Annotated in this window: 15 protein-coding genes and 1 tRNA gene; 8 read left to right on the top strand and 8 right to left on the bottom strand. The window is 65.5% G+C overall.

From position 1 onward, the window contains the following. The first annotated feature begins 357 nt into the window (after window positions 1–357). Complete coding sequence (locus tag IOC82_RS08595) at window positions 358–597, top strand: hypothetical protein (RefSeq protein ID WP_290545764.1); 240 nt, start codon at window positions 358–360, stop codon at window positions 595–597. Window positions 598–644: 47 nt separating this feature from the next. On the opposite strand, the gene IOC82_RS08590 is transcribed toward IOC82_RS08595, so the two are convergent. From IOC82_RS08590 to IOC82_RS08575, 4 genes are all read right to left on the bottom strand, one after another. Continuing rightward, complete coding sequence (locus tag IOC82_RS08590; protein WP_290545763.1) at window positions 645–1784, bottom strand: slipin family protein; 1140 nt, start codon at window positions 1782–1784, stop codon at window positions 645–647. A 338-nt stretch (window positions 1785–2122) separates the two neighbouring features. Then, window positions 2123–2196 (bottom strand) — tRNA-Arg (locus IOC82_RS08585). A 275-nt stretch (window positions 2197–2471) separates the two neighbouring features. After that, window positions 2472–2894: a hypothetical protein gene (locus IOC82_RS08580; protein WP_290545762.1), complete on the bottom strand. Its 423-nt coding sequence runs from the start codon at window positions 2892–2894 to the stop codon at window positions 2472–2474. A gap of 48 nt (window positions 2895–2942) precedes the next feature. Next, window positions 2943–3857 (bottom strand): PhzF family phenazine biosynthesis protein, encoded by a 915-nt coding sequence (locus IOC82_RS08575; protein ID WP_290545761.1) that lies wholly within the window; start codon window positions 3855–3857, stop codon window positions 2943–2945. A 481-nt stretch (window positions 3858–4338) separates the two neighbouring features. On the opposite strand from IOC82_RS08575, the gene IOC82_RS08570 reads away from it, so the two are divergent. Next, window positions 4339–6798, top strand: a complete 2460-nt coding sequence (locus tag IOC82_RS08570) for a heavy metal translocating P-type ATPase (protein ID WP_290545760.1) — start codon at window positions 4339–4341, stop codon at window positions 6796–6798. 556 nt (window positions 6799–7354) lie between these two features. Here IOC82_RS08570 and IOC82_RS08565 read toward each other — a convergent pair. Next, on the bottom strand, window positions 7355–8566 hold the full coding sequence (locus IOC82_RS08565) for an NADP-dependent isocitrate dehydrogenase (protein WP_290545759.1): 1212 nt from the start codon (window positions 8564–8566) through the stop codon (window positions 7355–7357). 303 nt (window positions 8567–8869) lie between these two features. On the opposite strand from IOC82_RS08565, the gene IOC82_RS08560 reads away from it, so the two are divergent. Continuing rightward, entirely contained in the window at window positions 8870–9592 is a 723-nt protein-coding gene (locus IOC82_RS08560; protein ID WP_290545758.1) for a glycosyltransferase family A protein, read from the top strand. On the opposite strand, the gene IOC82_RS08555 is transcribed toward IOC82_RS08560, so the two are convergent. After that, window positions 9589–11133 (bottom strand): DHA2 family efflux MFS transporter permease subunit, encoded by a 1545-nt coding sequence (locus tag IOC82_RS08555; protein WP_366935662.1) that lies wholly within the window; start codon window positions 11131–11133, stop codon window positions 9589–9591. The two genes, IOC82_RS08560 and IOC82_RS08555, sit on opposite strands and share 4 nt — an antisense overlap. A gap of 326 nt (window positions 11134–11459) precedes the next feature. On the opposite strand from IOC82_RS08555, the gene IOC82_RS08550 reads away from it, so the two are divergent. Together IOC82_RS08550 and murI are read left to right on the top strand one after the other, a co-directional pair. Beyond that, window positions 11460–12293: an RNA methyltransferase gene (locus IOC82_RS08550; protein ID WP_290545757.1), complete on the top strand. Its 834-nt coding sequence runs from the start codon at window positions 11460–11462 to the stop codon at window positions 12291–12293. Continuing rightward, a complete protein-coding gene (gene murI, locus IOC82_RS08545; protein WP_290545756.1) occupies window positions 12290–13111 on the top strand; it encodes a glutamate racemase in 822 nt (273 codons plus the stop codon). The genes IOC82_RS08550 and murI overlap by 4 nt, the downstream gene beginning before the upstream one ends. A gap of 143 nt (window positions 13112–13254) precedes the next feature. Here the strand turns inward: murI and IOC82_RS08540 are convergent, their stop codons facing one another. After that, window positions 13255–14088, bottom strand: a complete 834-nt coding sequence (locus tag IOC82_RS08540) for a carbohydrate ABC transporter permease (RefSeq protein WP_290545755.1) — start codon at window positions 14086–14088, stop codon at window positions 13255–13257. Between the two features lie 357 nt (window positions 14089–14445). Between IOC82_RS08540 and rpsD the strand changes: the two genes are divergently transcribed. From rpsD to IOC82_RS08525, 3 genes are all read left to right on the top strand, one after another. Then, window positions 14446–15063: a 30S ribosomal protein S4 gene (rpsD, locus tag IOC82_RS08535; protein WP_290545754.1), complete on the top strand. Its 618-nt coding sequence runs from the start codon at window positions 14446–14448 to the stop codon at window positions 15061–15063. 198 nt (window positions 15064–15261) lie between these two features. Continuing rightward, window positions 15262–15801: a hypothetical protein gene (locus tag IOC82_RS08530; RefSeq protein ID WP_290545753.1), complete on the top strand. Its 540-nt coding sequence runs from the start codon at window positions 15262–15264 to the stop codon at window positions 15799–15801. A gap of 134 nt (window positions 15802–15935) precedes the next feature. Further along, entirely contained in the window at window positions 15936–16682 is a 747-nt protein-coding gene (locus tag IOC82_RS08525) for a CDP-alcohol phosphatidyltransferase family protein (RefSeq protein WP_290545752.1), read from the top strand. Window positions 16683–16697: 15 nt separating this feature from the next. On the opposite strand, the gene IOC82_RS08520 is transcribed toward IOC82_RS08525, so the two are convergent. Continuing rightward, the gene (locus IOC82_RS08520) at window positions 16698–16967 is read right to left on the bottom strand and encodes a protein usg (protein WP_290545751.1); all 270 of its coding nucleotides are present in this window, start codon (window positions 16965–16967) and stop codon (window positions 16698–16700) included. Window positions 16968–16987: the final 20 nt, after the last annotated feature.

Genomic DNA, 16987 nt, shown 5'->3' with positions numbered 1-16987 from the left:
GCTCGGACAGCGCCTTCTTCAGATCGTCGAGCAGGCCATCCTTTGAAAACAGGTCCCTGGGATCACGCCCCGCGAGAAGTCTGTCCAGCAGTTCCTTGTCGATTGCCATAGGTGGTTCTCCTCTCCATCACGATGGCCCCGTGCACAAGAGTCACGACAGTCCCCAAGGGCCCGCTTCGCGAGCGGCTTAACCCCCAGAACCTACACCACGCCCGGGGACAAGGGCCCTTTCAGACCTCCCCAAGGGGCCCAAACGACTGCACATATCGTGTGCTACCGACATTTCACCACAGGTAGGATTGGCGCGGCTGCCGCCCTGGGCTATAGGTGCGGGCACTGACGAAAGAGGTTGCCTCCATGAAATCCGCCCTGCTCGTCCCCGGCCTGTGTGCCGTTTTCGCAACGCCGGTCCTCGCCGGTACTTGCGACACCGACCTTCCCGCCCTCAAGTCACAGCTGTCGCAGAGCAGCGCCCAGGCGGACGTCACGTCCCAGGTTCAGGACATGGTAGCCCAGGCCGAAAAGCTCTGTGCCGCAGGAAACGAGGACGAGGCGGCCGACGTCATCGCGGACGCCACCGCGATGCTGGCGCGGTAAGGCGCGGGCAGGCTCCTCCCCGCCAGTGGCGGAGAGGAGCGTTGTCGTCACCGGGCGCTGAGGGAGGCGATGTCCTCCAGCAGCCCGCGGGTGCCGTTGTGGATGGTGAGCGACTGCACCTTGGAGGCGATCTGCTCGAGCGCCTCCAGTTCCTTCAGCCGCAGCATCGCCGGGTTTTCCGCCATGACGCGCGCCGTGTTGAGCAGCGAGCGCGTGGCGTTGGTCTCCTCCCGCCGGCGGATCACCTGGGCCTCGGCGTCCTTCTCGGCCGCCACGACCTTGTTCAGGAGGTCCCGCATGTCGCCCGGCAGCACCACGTCCTTGATGGCGATCCCCGCCACCTCGATGCCGATCGCCAGCATCTCGTAGCGCACCGCGGCCGCCGCCTCGGCATCGGTCTCGCCCTTGCGCGACAGGATGTCGTCCAGCGTCCGCGTGGCGAGCGACTGGCGGAAGGCATGCTGCAGCGACCGGTAGAGCGCGTCGGCATAGTCCTTCACGGCGCTCACCGCGCGTACCGGATCGGTCACGCTGTAGCGCGCCACGAGGTTGACGCGGATCGACACCTTGTCGCGCGTCAGCACCTCCTGGCCGGTCACCTCCATCGCGTGCTCACGCGTGTCGACGATCTTCACATTCACCGTTCGGCCGGTGTTCCAGAAGCTGTGCAGCCCCGGCTCCAGCGCGCGGATGAAAGCGCCGTCGATGAACAGAAGGCCGGTCTGGCCCTGCTCCACTACGAAGCGCTTGACGCGGTCGACCGAGCTCGCGGCGAGGAGGCGGCGGCTCAGCGCGTCCTCCACCTCCAGCGTGTCCGGCACGGCGATGATCTCGACCCGCCACGGACCGGCGTCCGTCCACAGCAGCAAGCGGCCATCCGGCCCCAGCACGCTGTAGAGCTTCCCGTCGCGGTACAGCACCGCGACTTCGGCCGCACTGGTACGCACCTCGGTGAAGTGTTCCGCCATCAGATTCGGACGGAGACGGATCGCCTGCTCATAGACACTGCGGAACACCGGCTCCTTGAAGGCATGGCCCTCGCAGGCGATCTTCCGGCGGAACGACCAGAAGCCATGGCGGCCCGGCCGCAGAATTCCCGCCAGCACGCCATCGATCAACAGAATGGCGCGTTCGCCTTCCGTCACGGTGATCCGTGTTCTGATAAATCTGGTCTTGGTCTCGATCATCTCAGTGTCTCCTTCATCAAGCGCGTCAGCGTCATCGCATGAGGCGGGTGGTCCTTCTTGGTTGGTTGGGTTAGGGGTTGCGGTTGTTGCGAACACCTTCCGGGGGGCCTTTGACCAGCCAGCAGCGGGCTGCGGCATGGCCAGTGCAGGGCCCAAAGAAGCGATCCTTCCTCCCGCAGGATGAAGGACGGCCCCAGGGCGCCGCACGGGCAACCGCCGCGGCACGGGCTGCCGGCCGGCGGCAAGCATCTCCTCCGCCCTTGCTCGCGCAGTGGCGTTGAAGCGTCACCGGCCGCCCCGGAAGGCTCAGTTGGACAGAACGAGACAGGGTAAGGCCTGCCGCGAAGAGGGATTCGAACCCTCTACCCACAGATTCGTAGTCTGTTGCTCTAACCAGATGAGCTATTCGCAAGTTGTGGAACGATGATGGGAGTCGAACCCAGTCACGCCGTGTGGCGTGCCTCCACCTGGAGTTTCACCTTCCTCTTTCCGTCAGTCCTGTTCCGGCCCTGCTACGCGCGTTCTCAGAGAGAGGCGCGGCGGCCAGCGGAAACGCTGCGCCGTATGGGCTCGGACGGTGTCATCCGGAACGGCGCTGCGGATAACAGCCTTCGCGCCCGGATACAACCGTGTTTATTACTTACTGTTTACTTTGATCGCGGCCTGTGGCGCGAAGGCCACAGCCCGTCAGGTCTCGAAGGCCAGCACCGCCAGGATGATGGCGGCGAGCGCCGAGATCCACACGCCCGACACCAGCAGCTCCATGCGCGGATAGAGCGACTGGTCGCCGCTGCGCATCATCTTGCCCGCCGTCATGCGGGCAAGCCCATGGCAGAGTGTCAGCAGCACCACGAAACCCATCTTGACGATGAACCAGCTGTTCGGCCCGTCCTGCGGCGGCAGGTTCAGCCACAGGCCGATGCCGGTGATCCAGATGGCGAGGATCACGATATCCCCGATGCGCGCCAGAATTCGGCGGAGGAAGGCCAGCGCGGCCCGCCGGTCGCCCGTCTCGCCCGAAGCGATCCTGATGTTGATGTAGTTGGCAATGCTCATGCCCGTGCCCGTGGCAATCGCAATCAGGTGGGCGATGAGCAGAATAGTCTTCATGTGGCGTGCGGCCCTCCCCCGGCCGGTGTCCGCTGTGCTTGTTCCCCGTCAGATGTCTAGCACGCCCGAACTGATTTGCACCGCCTGACCTGCCACCCGCACGGCACTGAGTTTCGCACCTGCAACATCGGCCTCGAGCCAAAGGTCGGAGGGGCGGCCCATTTCATAGCCCTGCTCGAGCTTCCAGCGGTGGGTTCCGTCCGCCAGTTTTTCCGCCGCAAGAAGCTGCGCGGCGAAGATCGCCGTGGCCGAGCCGGTGGCGGGGTCTTCGAAGGTGCCCGTATCGGGCGCGAACATGCGTCCGCGATAGGCCGTCGTGGGATCGTCGCCACCCTGCACATAGACATAACCCATCTGGCAGCCGATGGGCTTCAGCATACCCGTCCAATAGGGCTCAAGAGGCCTCGCCCGCGACAGCGCATCGCGGCTCTTCAGGGGGATGTAGAGAAAGCGCGGGCCGCCCTGGAAATAGCCAAGGCCGTGCCCGGCAAAACCGATCTCGGAGGGGTCGAGCGACAGGGCCCGCGCTGCTTCTTCCGGAGAGGGCAAGGGCTGTTCAACGGCGAAGGGCGTCACCGGTGCGGTGAACTGGGCGCGCGGCACGCCGCCGATGCGGCTTACCTTCACCGGCACGAGGCCCGCCACCTCCTCAAGCCGGATGACCGTCTCGAAGGAGCAGCCATCCTTGTATTTCTTGGCCGCCAGGTGAATGGCGCAGCCGATGGTGGGGTGTCCGGCGAAGGGGATTTCCGCCGTGGGGAAGAAGATGCGCACGCTGGCCGTGTTGGCGCCATCCGCCGGAGTCCTAACGAAGATCGTCTCCGACAGATTGAACTCGCGCGCGATGGTCTGCATCTGCCCGGTCGTGAGGCCATCGGCCTCCTCCACGATGGCGAGCGGGTTGCCGGCAAATTTGCGGCTGGTGAAAACGTCATAGGTGGTGAACGGCAACTTCATCGTCATTCTGTTCCGGGGCACGGTTATGAGACAGCGTACTGCGCTGGCTATGCCGCCGACTTGAACTCCGTGGCGGCTTCGGATGCAAGGGCCTTCTGTCCGGCCCTGATCTGATTGGGCGGCTTGCGCCCATGGCGATCTCGTCCGCCTTGGCTTTGAGGCGCCCGATCTCCTCGCCCCGCGGCAAGCGCTGCACGGCCGCCAGCGTCCCCTTCGCCGAAAACCGCAGCGGCGGCACGGCCATGGCCTCCGTCACACGCGGTTCCAACCCGTTCTTTCCGTCCATGCTCCACCTCGGTCCATGCGACCGGTAGCGCAGCAGACTATCTTAGAAAACCGTGCCCCGGCCCGGTGACTCCGTCACGGATCCATCACCCCGGCAAAGCGGAAGGCGAAAGGCGCCGTGAGGCAGAGGCGGAGGCCGCCACGTCAAGCACCCGCTTGAATTCCCCCCTTGACCCTTCCATCATGGTAAGGTCCATATCTCATGAACCAGATCGCACCCGCGCGGCTTCAGAGCTTTCCCGTGGAGGGCATGACCTGCGCCTCCTGCGTGCGCCGGGTGGAGACCGCCATTGCCGCCGTGCCCGGCATCGAGAGTGCGTCCGTCAACCTCGCCACCGAGCGCGTCGATGTGCGCCTTGCCGAACCCGCAACGGCGGAGGCCGTCATCGCCGCCATCAAAGGTGCGGGCTATGACGTGGCGAGCCAGACCATCGATCTTGGCATCGAGGGCATGACCTGCGCCTCCTGCGTGCGGCGTGTCGAAAAGGCCATCGACGCTGTGCCCGGCGTCGTCTCCGCCGCCGTCAACCTTGCCACGGAGCGCGCGACCGTGAAGCTGGTGGCCGGCACACCGTTCTCCTCCATCGAGACCGCCATCCGCCAGGCGGGTTATGAGCCGCGGCGTCTCGATGCGCTCGATACCAATGCGCATCAGGCTGCGAAGGACGCGGACTATGCGAAACTCAGGCGCGACTTTCTCATCGCCGCCGTCTTCACGCTGCCGCTCTTCGTGATGGAGATGGGCGCGCACCTCATTCCCGCCGTGGGCCACTGGCTGCATGGGTCCGGCCGCTTCAAGCTCTATGTGGTTTATTTCCTACTCGCCAGCATCGTGCAGTTCGGCCCCGGCCTGCGGTTCTACCAGAAGGGCGTTCCCAACCTCTTGAAGCTCACGCCCGATATGAACTCGTTGGTGGTGCTGGGCTCCACCGCCGCCTGGGGCTATTCGGCGGTGGCCACCTTCTGGCCCGCGCTGCTGCCCGCGGGCACGGCCAATGTTTATTATGAGGCCTCCGCCGTCATTGTGACGCTGATCCTGCTCGGCCGGCTGCTGGAAGCCCGCGCCAAGGGGCGCACCAGTGCGGCGGTGGCGAAGCTCGTGGGCCTGCAAGCCAAATCGGCGCGTGTCGCGCGCGATGGCGCAATCCTCGACGTTCCTCTCGACCAGGTGGTGGTGGGCGACATCGTGCAAGTGCGCCCGGGCGACCGGCTGCCGGTCGACGGCATCGTCGTCGCAGGCTCCTCCTTCGTCGATGAGGCGATGATCACCGGCGAGCCCGTTCCCGTCGCCAAGGCTGAAGGCGCGAATGTCACCGGCGGCACCATCAACAAGACGGGAAGCTTCACCTATCGCGCCACCAAGGTGGGGGCGGACACGCTGCTCGCCCAGATCATCCGCATGGTGGAGCAGGCGCAAGGCGCCAAGCTGCCGATCCAGGCGCTGGTGGACCGCATCACGGCGTGGTTCGTGCCCGCTGTGATGGCGGTGGCGGCTTTGACCTTCTTCGTCTGGCTGGTCTGCGGGCCGGAACCGGCGTTCACCTTCGGACTCGTCAATGCGGTGGCCGTGCTGATCATCGCGTGCCCCTGCGCCATGGGGCTTGCGACACCCACTTCCATTATGGTCGGCACCGGCCGCGCGGCAGAGCTGGGCGTGCTGTTCCGCAAGGGCGAAGCGCTGCAGAGCCTGCGTGACGTCGCGGTGGTGGCGCTGGACAAGACCGGCACGCTCACCGAAGGCCGCCCGGAACTCACCGACTTCGAGGTCCACGGTCTTGCGCCCGATGCGGCGCTGGCCCTCATCGCGGCGGTCGAGAGCCTGTCGGAGCATCCCATCGCCGCCGCCATCGTCTCTGCCGCCAAGGCGAAGGGCCTCGCCATTCCCGCCGTTGGCGGCTTTGAAGCCGTCCCCGGTTTCGGCGCGCACGGGCTTGTTGCGGGCCGTGCGGTGGCCGTGGGTGCGGACCGCTACATGGTGAAGCTCGGCCTCGACGTCTCGTCCTTCGCCGCAAGCGCGGAGCGTCTGGGTGAGCAGGGCAAGACGCCGCTCTATGCCGCCATCGACAGCAAGCTCGCCGCCATCATCGCGGTGGCCGATCCGCTGAAGCCGGCAACGCCTCCGGCACTTGCAGCGCTGCATGCCATGGGCCTGAAGGTCGCGATGATCACCGGCGACAACCGCCGCACCGCGGAGGCCATCGCGAAGACGCTGGGCATCGATGAGGTGATCGCCGAGGTTCTGCCCAACGGCAAGGTGGAGGCCGTCGCGCGCCTGAAAAGGCGAGGCCGCGTTGCCTTCGTCGGCGACGGCATCAACGATGCGCCCGCACTGGCCGCCGCCGATGTCGGCATCGCCATCGGCACCGGCACGGACATTGCCATCGAGAGCGCCGGCGTGGTGCTCATGTCCGGCGACTTGCGGGGCGTGCCCACAGCCATCGGCCTCTCCCAGGCCGTTATCCGCAACATCAAGGAGAACCTGTTCTGGGCCTTCGCCTACAATGTGCTGCTGATCCCCGTCGCGGCCGGCGTGCTCTACCCGGTCAACGGCACGCTCTTGTCGCCCATGATCGGGGCGGGGGCCATGGCGCTCTCCAGTGTCTTCGTGGTCAGCAATGCCCTGCGGCTTAGGAGCTACCGTCCGAAGCAGGTAAGTCCCTGAACACGCCGCGAGGCCGCCAGCCTAGCCCTGCGGGATATTTGAAATAGCCAATATATTGAATTACTTGGATGCCAACTGTCACGCTAACGGCAGTCCCTGTTGCCCGATCATCGGGAGCCTGGCGGGGGGCTCGCCGCGTGAGACGCCCCGCCATCCCGGCAAGGGCTTTGCAAAGCTCCGCTGACCGCCACCGCCAGCACAGGCACCGGTAACGTTTGCAACACCCGCAAAATTGCACCCACCGGAAGCTGGGACAGACCGTCCATCACAAGCAACTCATTAAACGCATTGCGTGTTTCATGGTCGATGCTGGGCATGCCTGTCTCCAATCGGTTTCAGAGAACGATTGTAGCAACATCCGGCAACGAGTCCCGCGGGAACCGCGGCAAGGTATGCGGTTCCTCACCACGCCAGTGCGAACTTTCTGAAACTTTTCACTAGGGGATATGGATGCGGGGCAGTGTCCCGGGACGTGTTGCAGGAGGCCGCGCGCGGAGCCCCGGCCGTAGCGCAGCGCGCGGCCGTGGGTGAGGCTGGCGGCCCCCGCGCCGCTTCCTTATCCCATCGCCGTCTGCAAATTGGCGTCGACCGCGTCGAGGAAGCCCTCGGTGGTGAGCCAGTTCTGGTCGGGCCCGATGAGGACGGCGAGGTCCTTGGTCATCTTGCCGTCCTCGATCGTCTGGACGACGACCTTCTCGAGCGCGCCGGCGAAGCGGCCCAGCTTGTCGTTGCTGTCCAGCTTGGCACGGTGCTTGAGGCCGCCGGTCCAGGCATAGATCGAGGCTGCCGAGTTGGTGGAGGTCTGCTTGCCCTCCTGGTGCAGGCGGTAGTGGCGGGTCACCGTGCCGTGCGCGGCTTCGGCTTCGACCGTCTTGCCGTCCGGCGTCATCAGGACGGAGGTCATGAGGCCGAGCGAGCCGAAGCCCTGGGCCACGATGTCGGACTGCACGTCGCCATCATAGTTCTTGCAGGCCCAGACATAGCCGCCAGTCCACTTCAGCGCCGAGGCCACCATGTCGTCGATCAGGCGGTGCTCGTAGAACAGCTTGCGCGTCTCGAACGCCGCCTTGAACTCGGCGTCGTAGATGTCCTGGAAGATATCCTTGAAGCGGCCGTCATAGGCCTTGAGGATGGTGTTCTTGGTCGAGAGATAGACCGGGTAATTGCGCATCAGGCCATAGTTGAACGAGGCGCGGGCGAAGTCCTTGATCGACTCGTCCAAGTTATACATGGCCATGGCAACGCCCGCACCGGGCGCCTTGAACACTTCCTTCTCGATTACCGCGCCGTCCTCGCCCACGAACTTCACCGTGAGCGTGCCCTTGCCGGGGAAGGTGAAGTCGGTGGCGCGGTACTGGTCGCCGAAGGCGTGGCGGCCGATGACGATGGGCTGCGTCCAGCCGGGAACGAGGCGCGGCACGTTCCTGCAGATGATCGGTTCACGGAAGATCACGCCGCCCAGAATGTTGCGGATCGTGCCGTTGGGCGACTTCCACATCTGCTTGAGGTGGAACTCCTTCACGCGGGCCTCGTCCGGCGTGATGGTGGCGCATTTGACGCCGACGCCGTATTTCTTGATGGCGTTGGCGCTGTCGACCGTCACCTGGTCATCGGTGCGGTCGCGGTTCTCGACCGAGAGATCGTAATAGTGCAGGTCGACGTCGAGGTAGGGCAGGATCAGCTTCTTCTTGATGAGGTCCCAGATGATGCGGGTCATCTCGTCGCCGTCCAACTCGACAACCGGGTTCTGGACCTTGATCTTCGCCATGGGGAAAGCCTTCTGTTGCGCTGCGGAAATTGGTGCACCGCCTATAGCAGCCAGAGGGGTGAGCGGCAAATCAGACTGTAGGCGGAGGCGCCTTGCCCCCTCTCGGTTCAAGGGCTTGAAATCGCACCGGCTGCGGGGCGGAATCCTGTCCCGGCGGTCATCGCCGAATGCGGCAAGCCTGACGTTTGGGCAGACGCCCTCCGCGAAAATCCTTGTGCGGGGCTGTGCTCTGCAGTAGCCGCATGGTTGTGATTTGTCCGTCACAATCCCACCCGCACGTCCCGTTCCGGAATCCCCGCCATCGTGAAACTCACCATCGTGATCCCAGCCTATAACGAGGAAGCCTATCTCGGAGACTGCCTGCACCATGTGCTGGACGAGGTGGCGCAGACCGCCGGGCGGGAGGCGATCGAGGTGCTGGTCATCGACAATGCCAGCACCGACAGGACAGCCGAAATCGCCGGCTCCTTCGCGGGCGTGCGGGTGGCGCATGAACCTGACAAGGGTCTCACCAAGGCGCGGCAGCGCGGCCTCGAAGAGGCGCGGGGCGAGATCGTCGGTTATGCCGATGCCGACACCCGCATGCCGCGGGGCTGGTGCCGGCAGGTGATCGACAGCTTCGCGGCCGACCCTGCCACGGTCTGTGTCAGCGGTCCCTATGTCTATTACGATCTCGGGCGGGTTTCGAAGGCGCTGGTGCGGGTCTTCTGGTGGCTCGCGGTGCCGGTGGCGGCGCTGACGGGCTACATGGCCGTGGGCGGCAACTTCGCGGCGCGCCGGGAGGCGCTGGTCAAGATCGGCGGCTTCGACCGCAGCATCGCCTTCTACGGCGAGGACACGGACATCGCGCGGCGGCTCTCCGCCGCCGGGCGGGTGCGCTTCATGTTGAAGCTGGTGATGCAGACCTCGGCGCGCCGCCTCAAGGCGGAAGGGCTGGCGCGCACCGCCGCAGTCTACACGCTGAACTTCGTCTCCGAGGCCGTGCTCAAGCGCCCGGCCACCACGGACTACCGCGACATCCGCTAATTCCGGTGCGGGTTCTTCCGCACCGGACCCATCATCCACAGCAGTGGGATGGCCGCCGCCGTGATGACAGAGAACATCAGCCATGCATCGTTGATGGCGAGCGTCACGCCGGCATCCTGGATCGCATCCATGATCGACATCATGCCCACGGCATCATCAGGCGCAGGCACGTCGTCAGGCAGCATGCCGAGGAGTTGCGCGGCCTCCGGCGCGCCGCTGCGCACCAGATCGGCGATCTTGTCGGCATAGTCTGCCGCGCGGCCGAAGATCACCGTATCGGCAAGCGCAATGCCGATGGCTCCGCCCAGATTGCGCGAGAGGTTGTAAAGGCCGCTGGCGTCGCTCACCTGGCCGAGCGGTATTGGCCCAAGCGACAGCCTCGTGAGCGGCAGCATGCACAGCGCCATGAAGCAGCCGCGGACAACCTGCGGCCAGAACATCTGGTCATAGTCTGTGTTGACGTCCTGGAAGGCGCTCATGGCAACGCCCACCGCGAGGCCGGCAAAGCCGATCGCCGCGAGCGGCCGCGGCGGCAGATACCGGTCGAGCAGCACAGCGATGGGCGCAGTCAAGAGCTGGGTGAGGCCTGTGACGAGCACGATGCCGCCGATCTCAAGCGGGTCATGCCTGCGCACAAAGGCGAGGAAGACCGGCATGATGTAGCCCGCGCCATAAAGGCTGGCGCCGAGCAGGAAGCTCGCCGCGCAGCCATAGGCCAGAGTGCGGTCGCGCAGCAGCCGGAACTCGACCACCGGATTGCGGCGCCGCGTGGCCGCTCCGATCAGCACCGCCGCGGCGGCGAGCAGCGCCAGAACCTTGACTGACAGCCAGCCATTGTCCGGCGCGTTCTTGAGGCCGATCTCGAGGGCGGCGAGGCCGCCGCCGATCGCCGCCAGCGACAGCCAGTCGAGCCGCCGCAGCAACCCCATCTGGCGCTCCGCCGCGGGCAGGGTGAGGAGCCCTGCGCCGAGGCTGGCGATGCCCGGCAGCACGTTGACCAGGAACAACCAGTGCCAGGAGAGGTGATGGGTGATGTAGCCGCCGCCGATCGGGCCGAAGGCCGGGGCGAGGATCGCCAGCACGCCGGCCACCGAGGTTGCGATCGCCTGTTCGAGGCCCGGCTTGAACAAGGTGAAGACGGCGGAGAAGACCAGCGGGATGAGCAAGCCGCCGCAGAAGCCCTGCAGCACGCGCATGAAGATGAGCGAGGCGAAGCCGCCGCTCAGCGCGCAGCCGATCGATGCCAGCGTGAAGCCCCCGATGGCCAGCGCGAAGACGTATTTGAGCGAGAAGATGCGGGTGAGGATGCCAGTCAGCGGAATGGCGATGACCTCGGCGATGAGATAGGAGGTCTGCACCCAGCTCATCAGGTCGGCATCTATGCCCAGCGCCTGCTGGATGGCGGGCAGCGATGTGACGACAATCTGGATATCGAGCACCGCCATGAACATGCCGAGCGACATGGCGGCAAAGCCGAGCCAGACGCGCAACGGTGCGGCGCCGGCGGGCGGGGCCCCGGCCCTCATCTCGGCCGGGCGCACGGCCAAGCGGCCCGCGCCGGGCAAGCGGCTTGGCAGGTGCGGGGGCTGAGAATCTGGCGCATCGGATTGCGATGTTAGGTGGCTTTGCCGCGCGGTGGCAAGCGAACTTCATGACATTTCAGGCGCTTCAGCCGCGGGCGGCAGGCCCCGCCGCGGGCACTGCCTGCGCTTTGCGATTGATTGCGCGGAACGATCATCGAGGGCCCGTGGCGCTCGGGGGTGTGGGCACCATGGGGGTGGCCTTCTTCTGGTCGCGCTGGTTCCCGGAACTGCGCACCGCGCGGTGGCTGGACGGGCGGGGCTGAGGCCGCTATTGCAGCGCCACCATGGCAGGAACCGACAAGACGAAGAAGCAGGTGCTGGGGCCCGCACCCATCGCGGTGCTGGTGAACCCGCAACTGGGCGAGAACATCGGCACGGCGGCGCGCGCCATGGCGAATTTCGGCCTCCACGAGATGCGGCTGTTCGACCCGCGCGACGCCTGGCCTAACGAGAAGGCGCTCGCCACCTCGTCCGGCGCGCACTGGATTCTCGACCGTGCCACGGTGCATTGGACGCTGGAGGAAACGCTGGCCGACGTAACCTACGTCTATGCCACGACGGCCAGGCCGCGCGGCATGGTGAAGGAAGTGATCACGCCCGAGCAGGCGGGGGAGGACATGCGCGTCCGCGTGGCGCGTGGCGAGACGGTGGCGATCCTCTTCGGCCGCGAGCGCACCGGGCTTTCCAATGACGAGATCTCGATGGCGGACGTGATCGTCACCGCGCCCGTCAACCCCGCCTTCGCCTCGATCAACATCGCGCAGGCAGTGCTGCTGATGGGGTACGAGTGGTACAAGGGCCTGGCCACCACGCTGGGCGAAAATACTCCGGAGCTGCCGGCGCTGGAAGGCCCTGGCCTCGTGATGCCCGGCACCCGCCCCGCCACCAAGGAGGAGCTCTACGGCTTCTTCGGTCACCTCGAACGCGAGCTCGACATCGCGGGCTTCTTCAAGACGGAGGACAAGAAGCCGGGCATGATGCGGAATATCCGCAACCTCTTCGGCCGGGCAGAACTCACCGAACAGGAGGTGCGCTCGCTGCGCGGCATCGTCTCCTCGCTCACCCGCGCGCATGAGAAGCGGAAGGAACAGCGCGGGAGGGAGCGGGGCGAAGGATGAGCCAGCCGCGCATTCTGCTGTTCGACAGTGGCATGGGCGGGCTCACCGTGGCGCGCTCGGTGCGCCACGAACTGCCCTTCGCGCATCTCGTCTATTCGGCCGACAATGCGGCCTTCCCCTATGGCGCGTGGGAGGAGCGGGCGCTCGTCCAGCGCATCCTGTCCGTAATGGGCAAGCTGATCGAGCGGGTGGAGCCCGGCATCGTGGTCATTGCCTGCAACACCGCCTCCACCATCGCGCTCGCCCAGTTGCGGGAAAAGTTCGATGTGCCCTTCGTGGGGACAGTACCGGCGATCAAGCCCGCCGCGGCGCAATCGAAGTCGCATATCATCGGGGTGCTGGCGACGCCGGGAACCGTCAGGCGCGAATATACGCATGCGCTGATCCACGACTTCGCCTCGCACTGCCATGTGAGCCTGCATGGCGCGCCAAAACTGGCGGAGATCGCGGAGCGCAAGCTGAAGGGCGTTCCTGCCGACCTTGCGGAGCTGAAGGCTGAGATTGCGCCGGTGTTCGTGGAGGAGGGCGGAAGGCGCACCGACGTCGTGGTGCTGGGCTGCACCCATTACCCGCTGCTTGCCGACGAGATGGCGAAGGTGGAGCCCTGGGTGGTGCGCTACATCGACCCGGCGCCGGCTATCGCCCGGCGGGTGGCGGATGTGCTGAAGGACGTGGCGCCAAAGGAACCCTCGAAGCCAGTGCCGCCCCATAATTCCGTGCTGCTGACGTCCACGCGGTCCGCGGCGGAGGATGCGCTGCCGGCCTATGCGAAGATGAGTTTCCACCTGCCGGAGTTTCTGGATCTGAAAGTCCAGTGAGGGAAAATAGTCCTTGACAGCGCGCGCTCGTTTTGCTAAGAAGGCGCATTCTCCGAAATTGGGTTTTCCCTTCCGGCCGTCAGCCCAGCGAAAACGGGGGGTGACGGCACGCAGGCGGGGCGATGGCGCCAGGGGTGTGGCGGCTACCCCTTCGCCAGTCCCATCGTGAGACCTCGCACCAGGTGGCGCTGGACGAGGAGGACGAAGAGGAAGGCGGGGAGGATCGAGGCGGTGGAGAGGGCTGCGGTGAAGCCCCAGGTCTGGGTGACGACAAGGCTCAACTGGACGGGAAGCAGGCGGATGGTGCTGGTGAGGAACAGCGCCATGAGGAATTCCGTCCAGGAGAAGATGAAGCACAAAACGGCAGTGGCGGCGATGCCGCCTTTGACGAGGGGCGCGTAAATGCGGGTGAAGCTCTGCAGACGGGTGGCGCCGTCGATGAGCGCGGCTTCGCCCACCTCGCGCGGCACCTCGTCGAGAAAGGACTTGAGCAGCAGCGCGGCGAAGGGGAGGTTGACGGCGGCGTGGGCGAGGATGACGCCAGTCCGCGTGTCACGCAGCCCTGCGAGTGTGAAGGCGAAAACGAGGGGCACCAGCACGGCAATGGGCGGCAGGATGCGGTGGAACAGCAGCCAGAGGAAGACCGCGCGCTTGCGGGCGAAGGAAAGGAGGGAGAGGGCGAAGGCGGCGGGCAGGGCGGCGAGAAGGGTGAGCAAGGTGGCGCCAGTGGCCACCAGGATCGTGTCGAGGATGGCCTGGCGGGAGGCGAAGAAGGCGGGTCCCTCGCCGGCAAGGGTGACCCGGTAATTGTCGAGCGTGGGGGTGAAGTCGAACCAGGTGACGCTGAAATTCGCGAAGATGGCATGGGCGGGCTTGATGGAGTTCAGCCCCCACCAGAAGAGCGGGAACATGAAGAGGACCACCGTGGCGACGGCGGCGAGGTCCCGGAGGTGGCGGAGGAGGGGCGAGTGCGGCATGGGTGGGGGAGGTTATCAGACGGGATATGTCGCCCCAACCGCGGCGTCATCCCGGCGCGGGCCTGGATGCAGCTTTCCGCATGGCAGACGGCCAAAGCTGGGCCCCAGCTTTCGCTGCGTTGACGTGATTGAGGGGTGGGTGACGGAAACACTGGGGATGGAAGGGGGCTTCAGGGGTAGGGTGACGGAACTGGCGGGTTTGGCTCATTTGACACCGCCCCCCGCTTCCCCTATACGCGCGGCGGCATGGAGCTTCCGGGCTCTGTCAATGCTTGCCCGCGCCCCTTTGGGGGCTGTCGGCCGGGAAACCGGCGCCAGGAGGGTGGGTTCTCACACAGCGTCACTTGGAGACCGTAAATGACGAAGCGCGCAAACGCGAAATACAAGATCGACCGCCGCATGGGCGAGAACATCTGGGGCCGCCCGAAGAGCCCCGTCAACAAGCGTGAATATGGCCCCGGCCAGCACGGCCAGCGCCGCAAGGGCAAGATGTCGGACTTCGGCACCCAGCTGAAGGCCAAGCAGAAGCTCAAGGGCTATTACGCCAACCTGTCGGAGCGCCAGTTCCGCAAGACCTATGACGAAGCGATACGCCTGACGGGCGACTCGTCTGAAAACCTCATCGGCCTGCTCGAGCGCCGCCTCGACATGGTGGTCTACCGCGCCAAGTTCGTGCCGACCGTCTTCGCCGCCCGCCAGTTCGTTTCGCACGGCCACGTGAAGGTGAACGGCCAGCGGGTCACCATCGCCTCGATCCGCCTCAAGGCGGGCGACACCATCGAGCTCACTGACAAGGCCAAGGGCCTTGCCACCGTGCTCGAAGCCGTGCAGCTGGCCGAGCGTGACACGCCGGACTACATCGAAGCCGACCACAAGGGCATGACCGCCCGCCTGGTGCGCATCCCGGCTCTGTCGGACGTGCCTTATCCCGTCCAGATGCAGCCGAACCTGGTGGTGGAATACTACTCGCGCTAGCGCAACCGGCCCTCAAGTGCATCCGCACTTGAGGGCGTAAAGTTGCGCCAGCTTTGACACTTGAGCATCTTTCGCTTCGCAAGCGATTCCACTTGCTCGCACGATGCTATAAGGGCTCAGGCCTTCAGCGGACGAATACGGGGGCTCTGCCGATGGCAGGGCCCTTTTCCGTTCACCTGTCAAAGAGGAGACGCCGGCATGACCGTTCACAAACAACCGGAGGCGCGGAACTTCAAGGCGAAGGCCCTGGATGAAGTGAAGAAATTCGCGGCTCTCACCGCCTATCTGTGGGTGCTGTTCTTCCTTCTCGGCATGTACCGCACGCTGCTGCTGAAGGAGAATGGCATCAACCCGTGGACGCAGGGCTATGTCATCGTCAATGCCTTGATCTTCGCCAAGGTGCTGCTGCTGGGCGAGATCCTCGATCTGGGTGCGGGTTTGCGCAAGCGCGCCTTCGTGCTGGTGGTGCTGGGGCGCACACTGCTGTTCACCGCGCTGCTGATGGGCTTCCACGTCGCCGAGGAGGCGATCGGGGCGCTGATCAAAGGCCAGCCGGTGGTGGAGCGCGTGCTGCATCTCGGCGGCGGGAGCTGGTATGGCGTGCTGGTCTATGCCGGGCTGCTCTATGTGATGCTGCTGCCGCTCACGGCCTTCCGAGAGATGTCCTACGTGCTGGGCAAGGACGTGCTGTGGGACATCATCATGCAGCCCGAGACCCGCAGCCGGGAGCCGCGCTGATCACCTCCGTCCGCTGGCGCATGACGCGGCCCGCGGCGAGAATCACCGCAGTTGAAACTGCCATGTCGAACGCCCTTTTGTTTCAGCCGTGATGAGGTATTGGTGCGCTGCGCATATCAGGAGTCATGGGTAAGATGAAGACGGTGTCTTTGGCCTCCATCGTGGCGGATTACCGGGCAAACAAGCTGAGGGATGAATTGGTGGGTGACTGGGGGTCGGTGGTGTTCTACCGCCTGCCGGCGTCCACCCTCGCCTGGGCGGCCGCGACGCTGGGAATTACGCCGACACAACTGACGGCCGCGGGCGCTCTGATGGTGCCGCTGATTGCGCTGTCGGCTTGGTTTCTGCAGCCTGCCACGGCCATGGCCGTGGTTGTGGCGCTGGCGCTGATGTTCAACGTTCTGGACTGCGCCGACGGCCAACTGGCCCGCGCCACCGGGACCAGTTCGCTCAGCGGGCGCTACCTCGATTTTGCAACCGACATCGCCTATCGCACCACCGCCTATGCCAGCCTCGGGCTGATTGCCGACCACATCTGGCCGGGGGCGGCTTTCCCATGGCTGGCGGTTGGGCTGTGCTGCGGCTTCCTGGCGACCTATGCGCGGTTGAACCGCATCTATGCCGGCGGGTTGTGGGCGGAGGTGCTGGAACCGCAGCAACCGCCGGGCGCGCCGGGCAAGCACAAGGCTTTCGACACCGTGTTCAGCGTGCTCTCCGGGCTCGACACGCTGTTGCCGCTGCTGGCCTTCCTCGCCTGGACGGCGGGGCTGCTGTGGGCCGCGATGATCTGGTTCCTGCTCTACACGCTGGGCGATGCGGCGGTGGAAGTGATCGGCAATTACCGCAAGGCACAGCGGATTGACGCGGGCGGGACGGGCTGAAGGCAGCCTTGCGGCTCAGTGCAGCCTCCATTCCGCCCCGACGTGGTGGAGTTCGACGGGGCGGACGATCCCCGCATGCGCCACGCGCACCTGGGCCAGCGGACCTTCGAGGTTGTGCGACCAGAAATCGAGGAATTTTATGAGGCGGGGGAATTTCGGAGCGAGGTCGTAGTCCTGCCAGATGTAGGTTTGGAGAACGTTCCTGAAATCCGGCATGCGGTACATTATTTCGGCTGTGGTGAGGCTCCAGCCCTGCAGCTGACATTCGAAGTCCCGGTCGCCCATGTTTTCCCTCCTGGCTGTTG

Source organism: Aestuariivirga sp., from assembly GCF_020252395.1.
In the GTDB taxonomy this organism is placed as follows: Bacteria; Pseudomonadota; Alphaproteobacteria; order Rhizobiales; family Aestuariivirgaceae; genus Aestuariivirga.
This window is presented reverse-complemented; position numbering and strand designations above follow the sequence as displayed.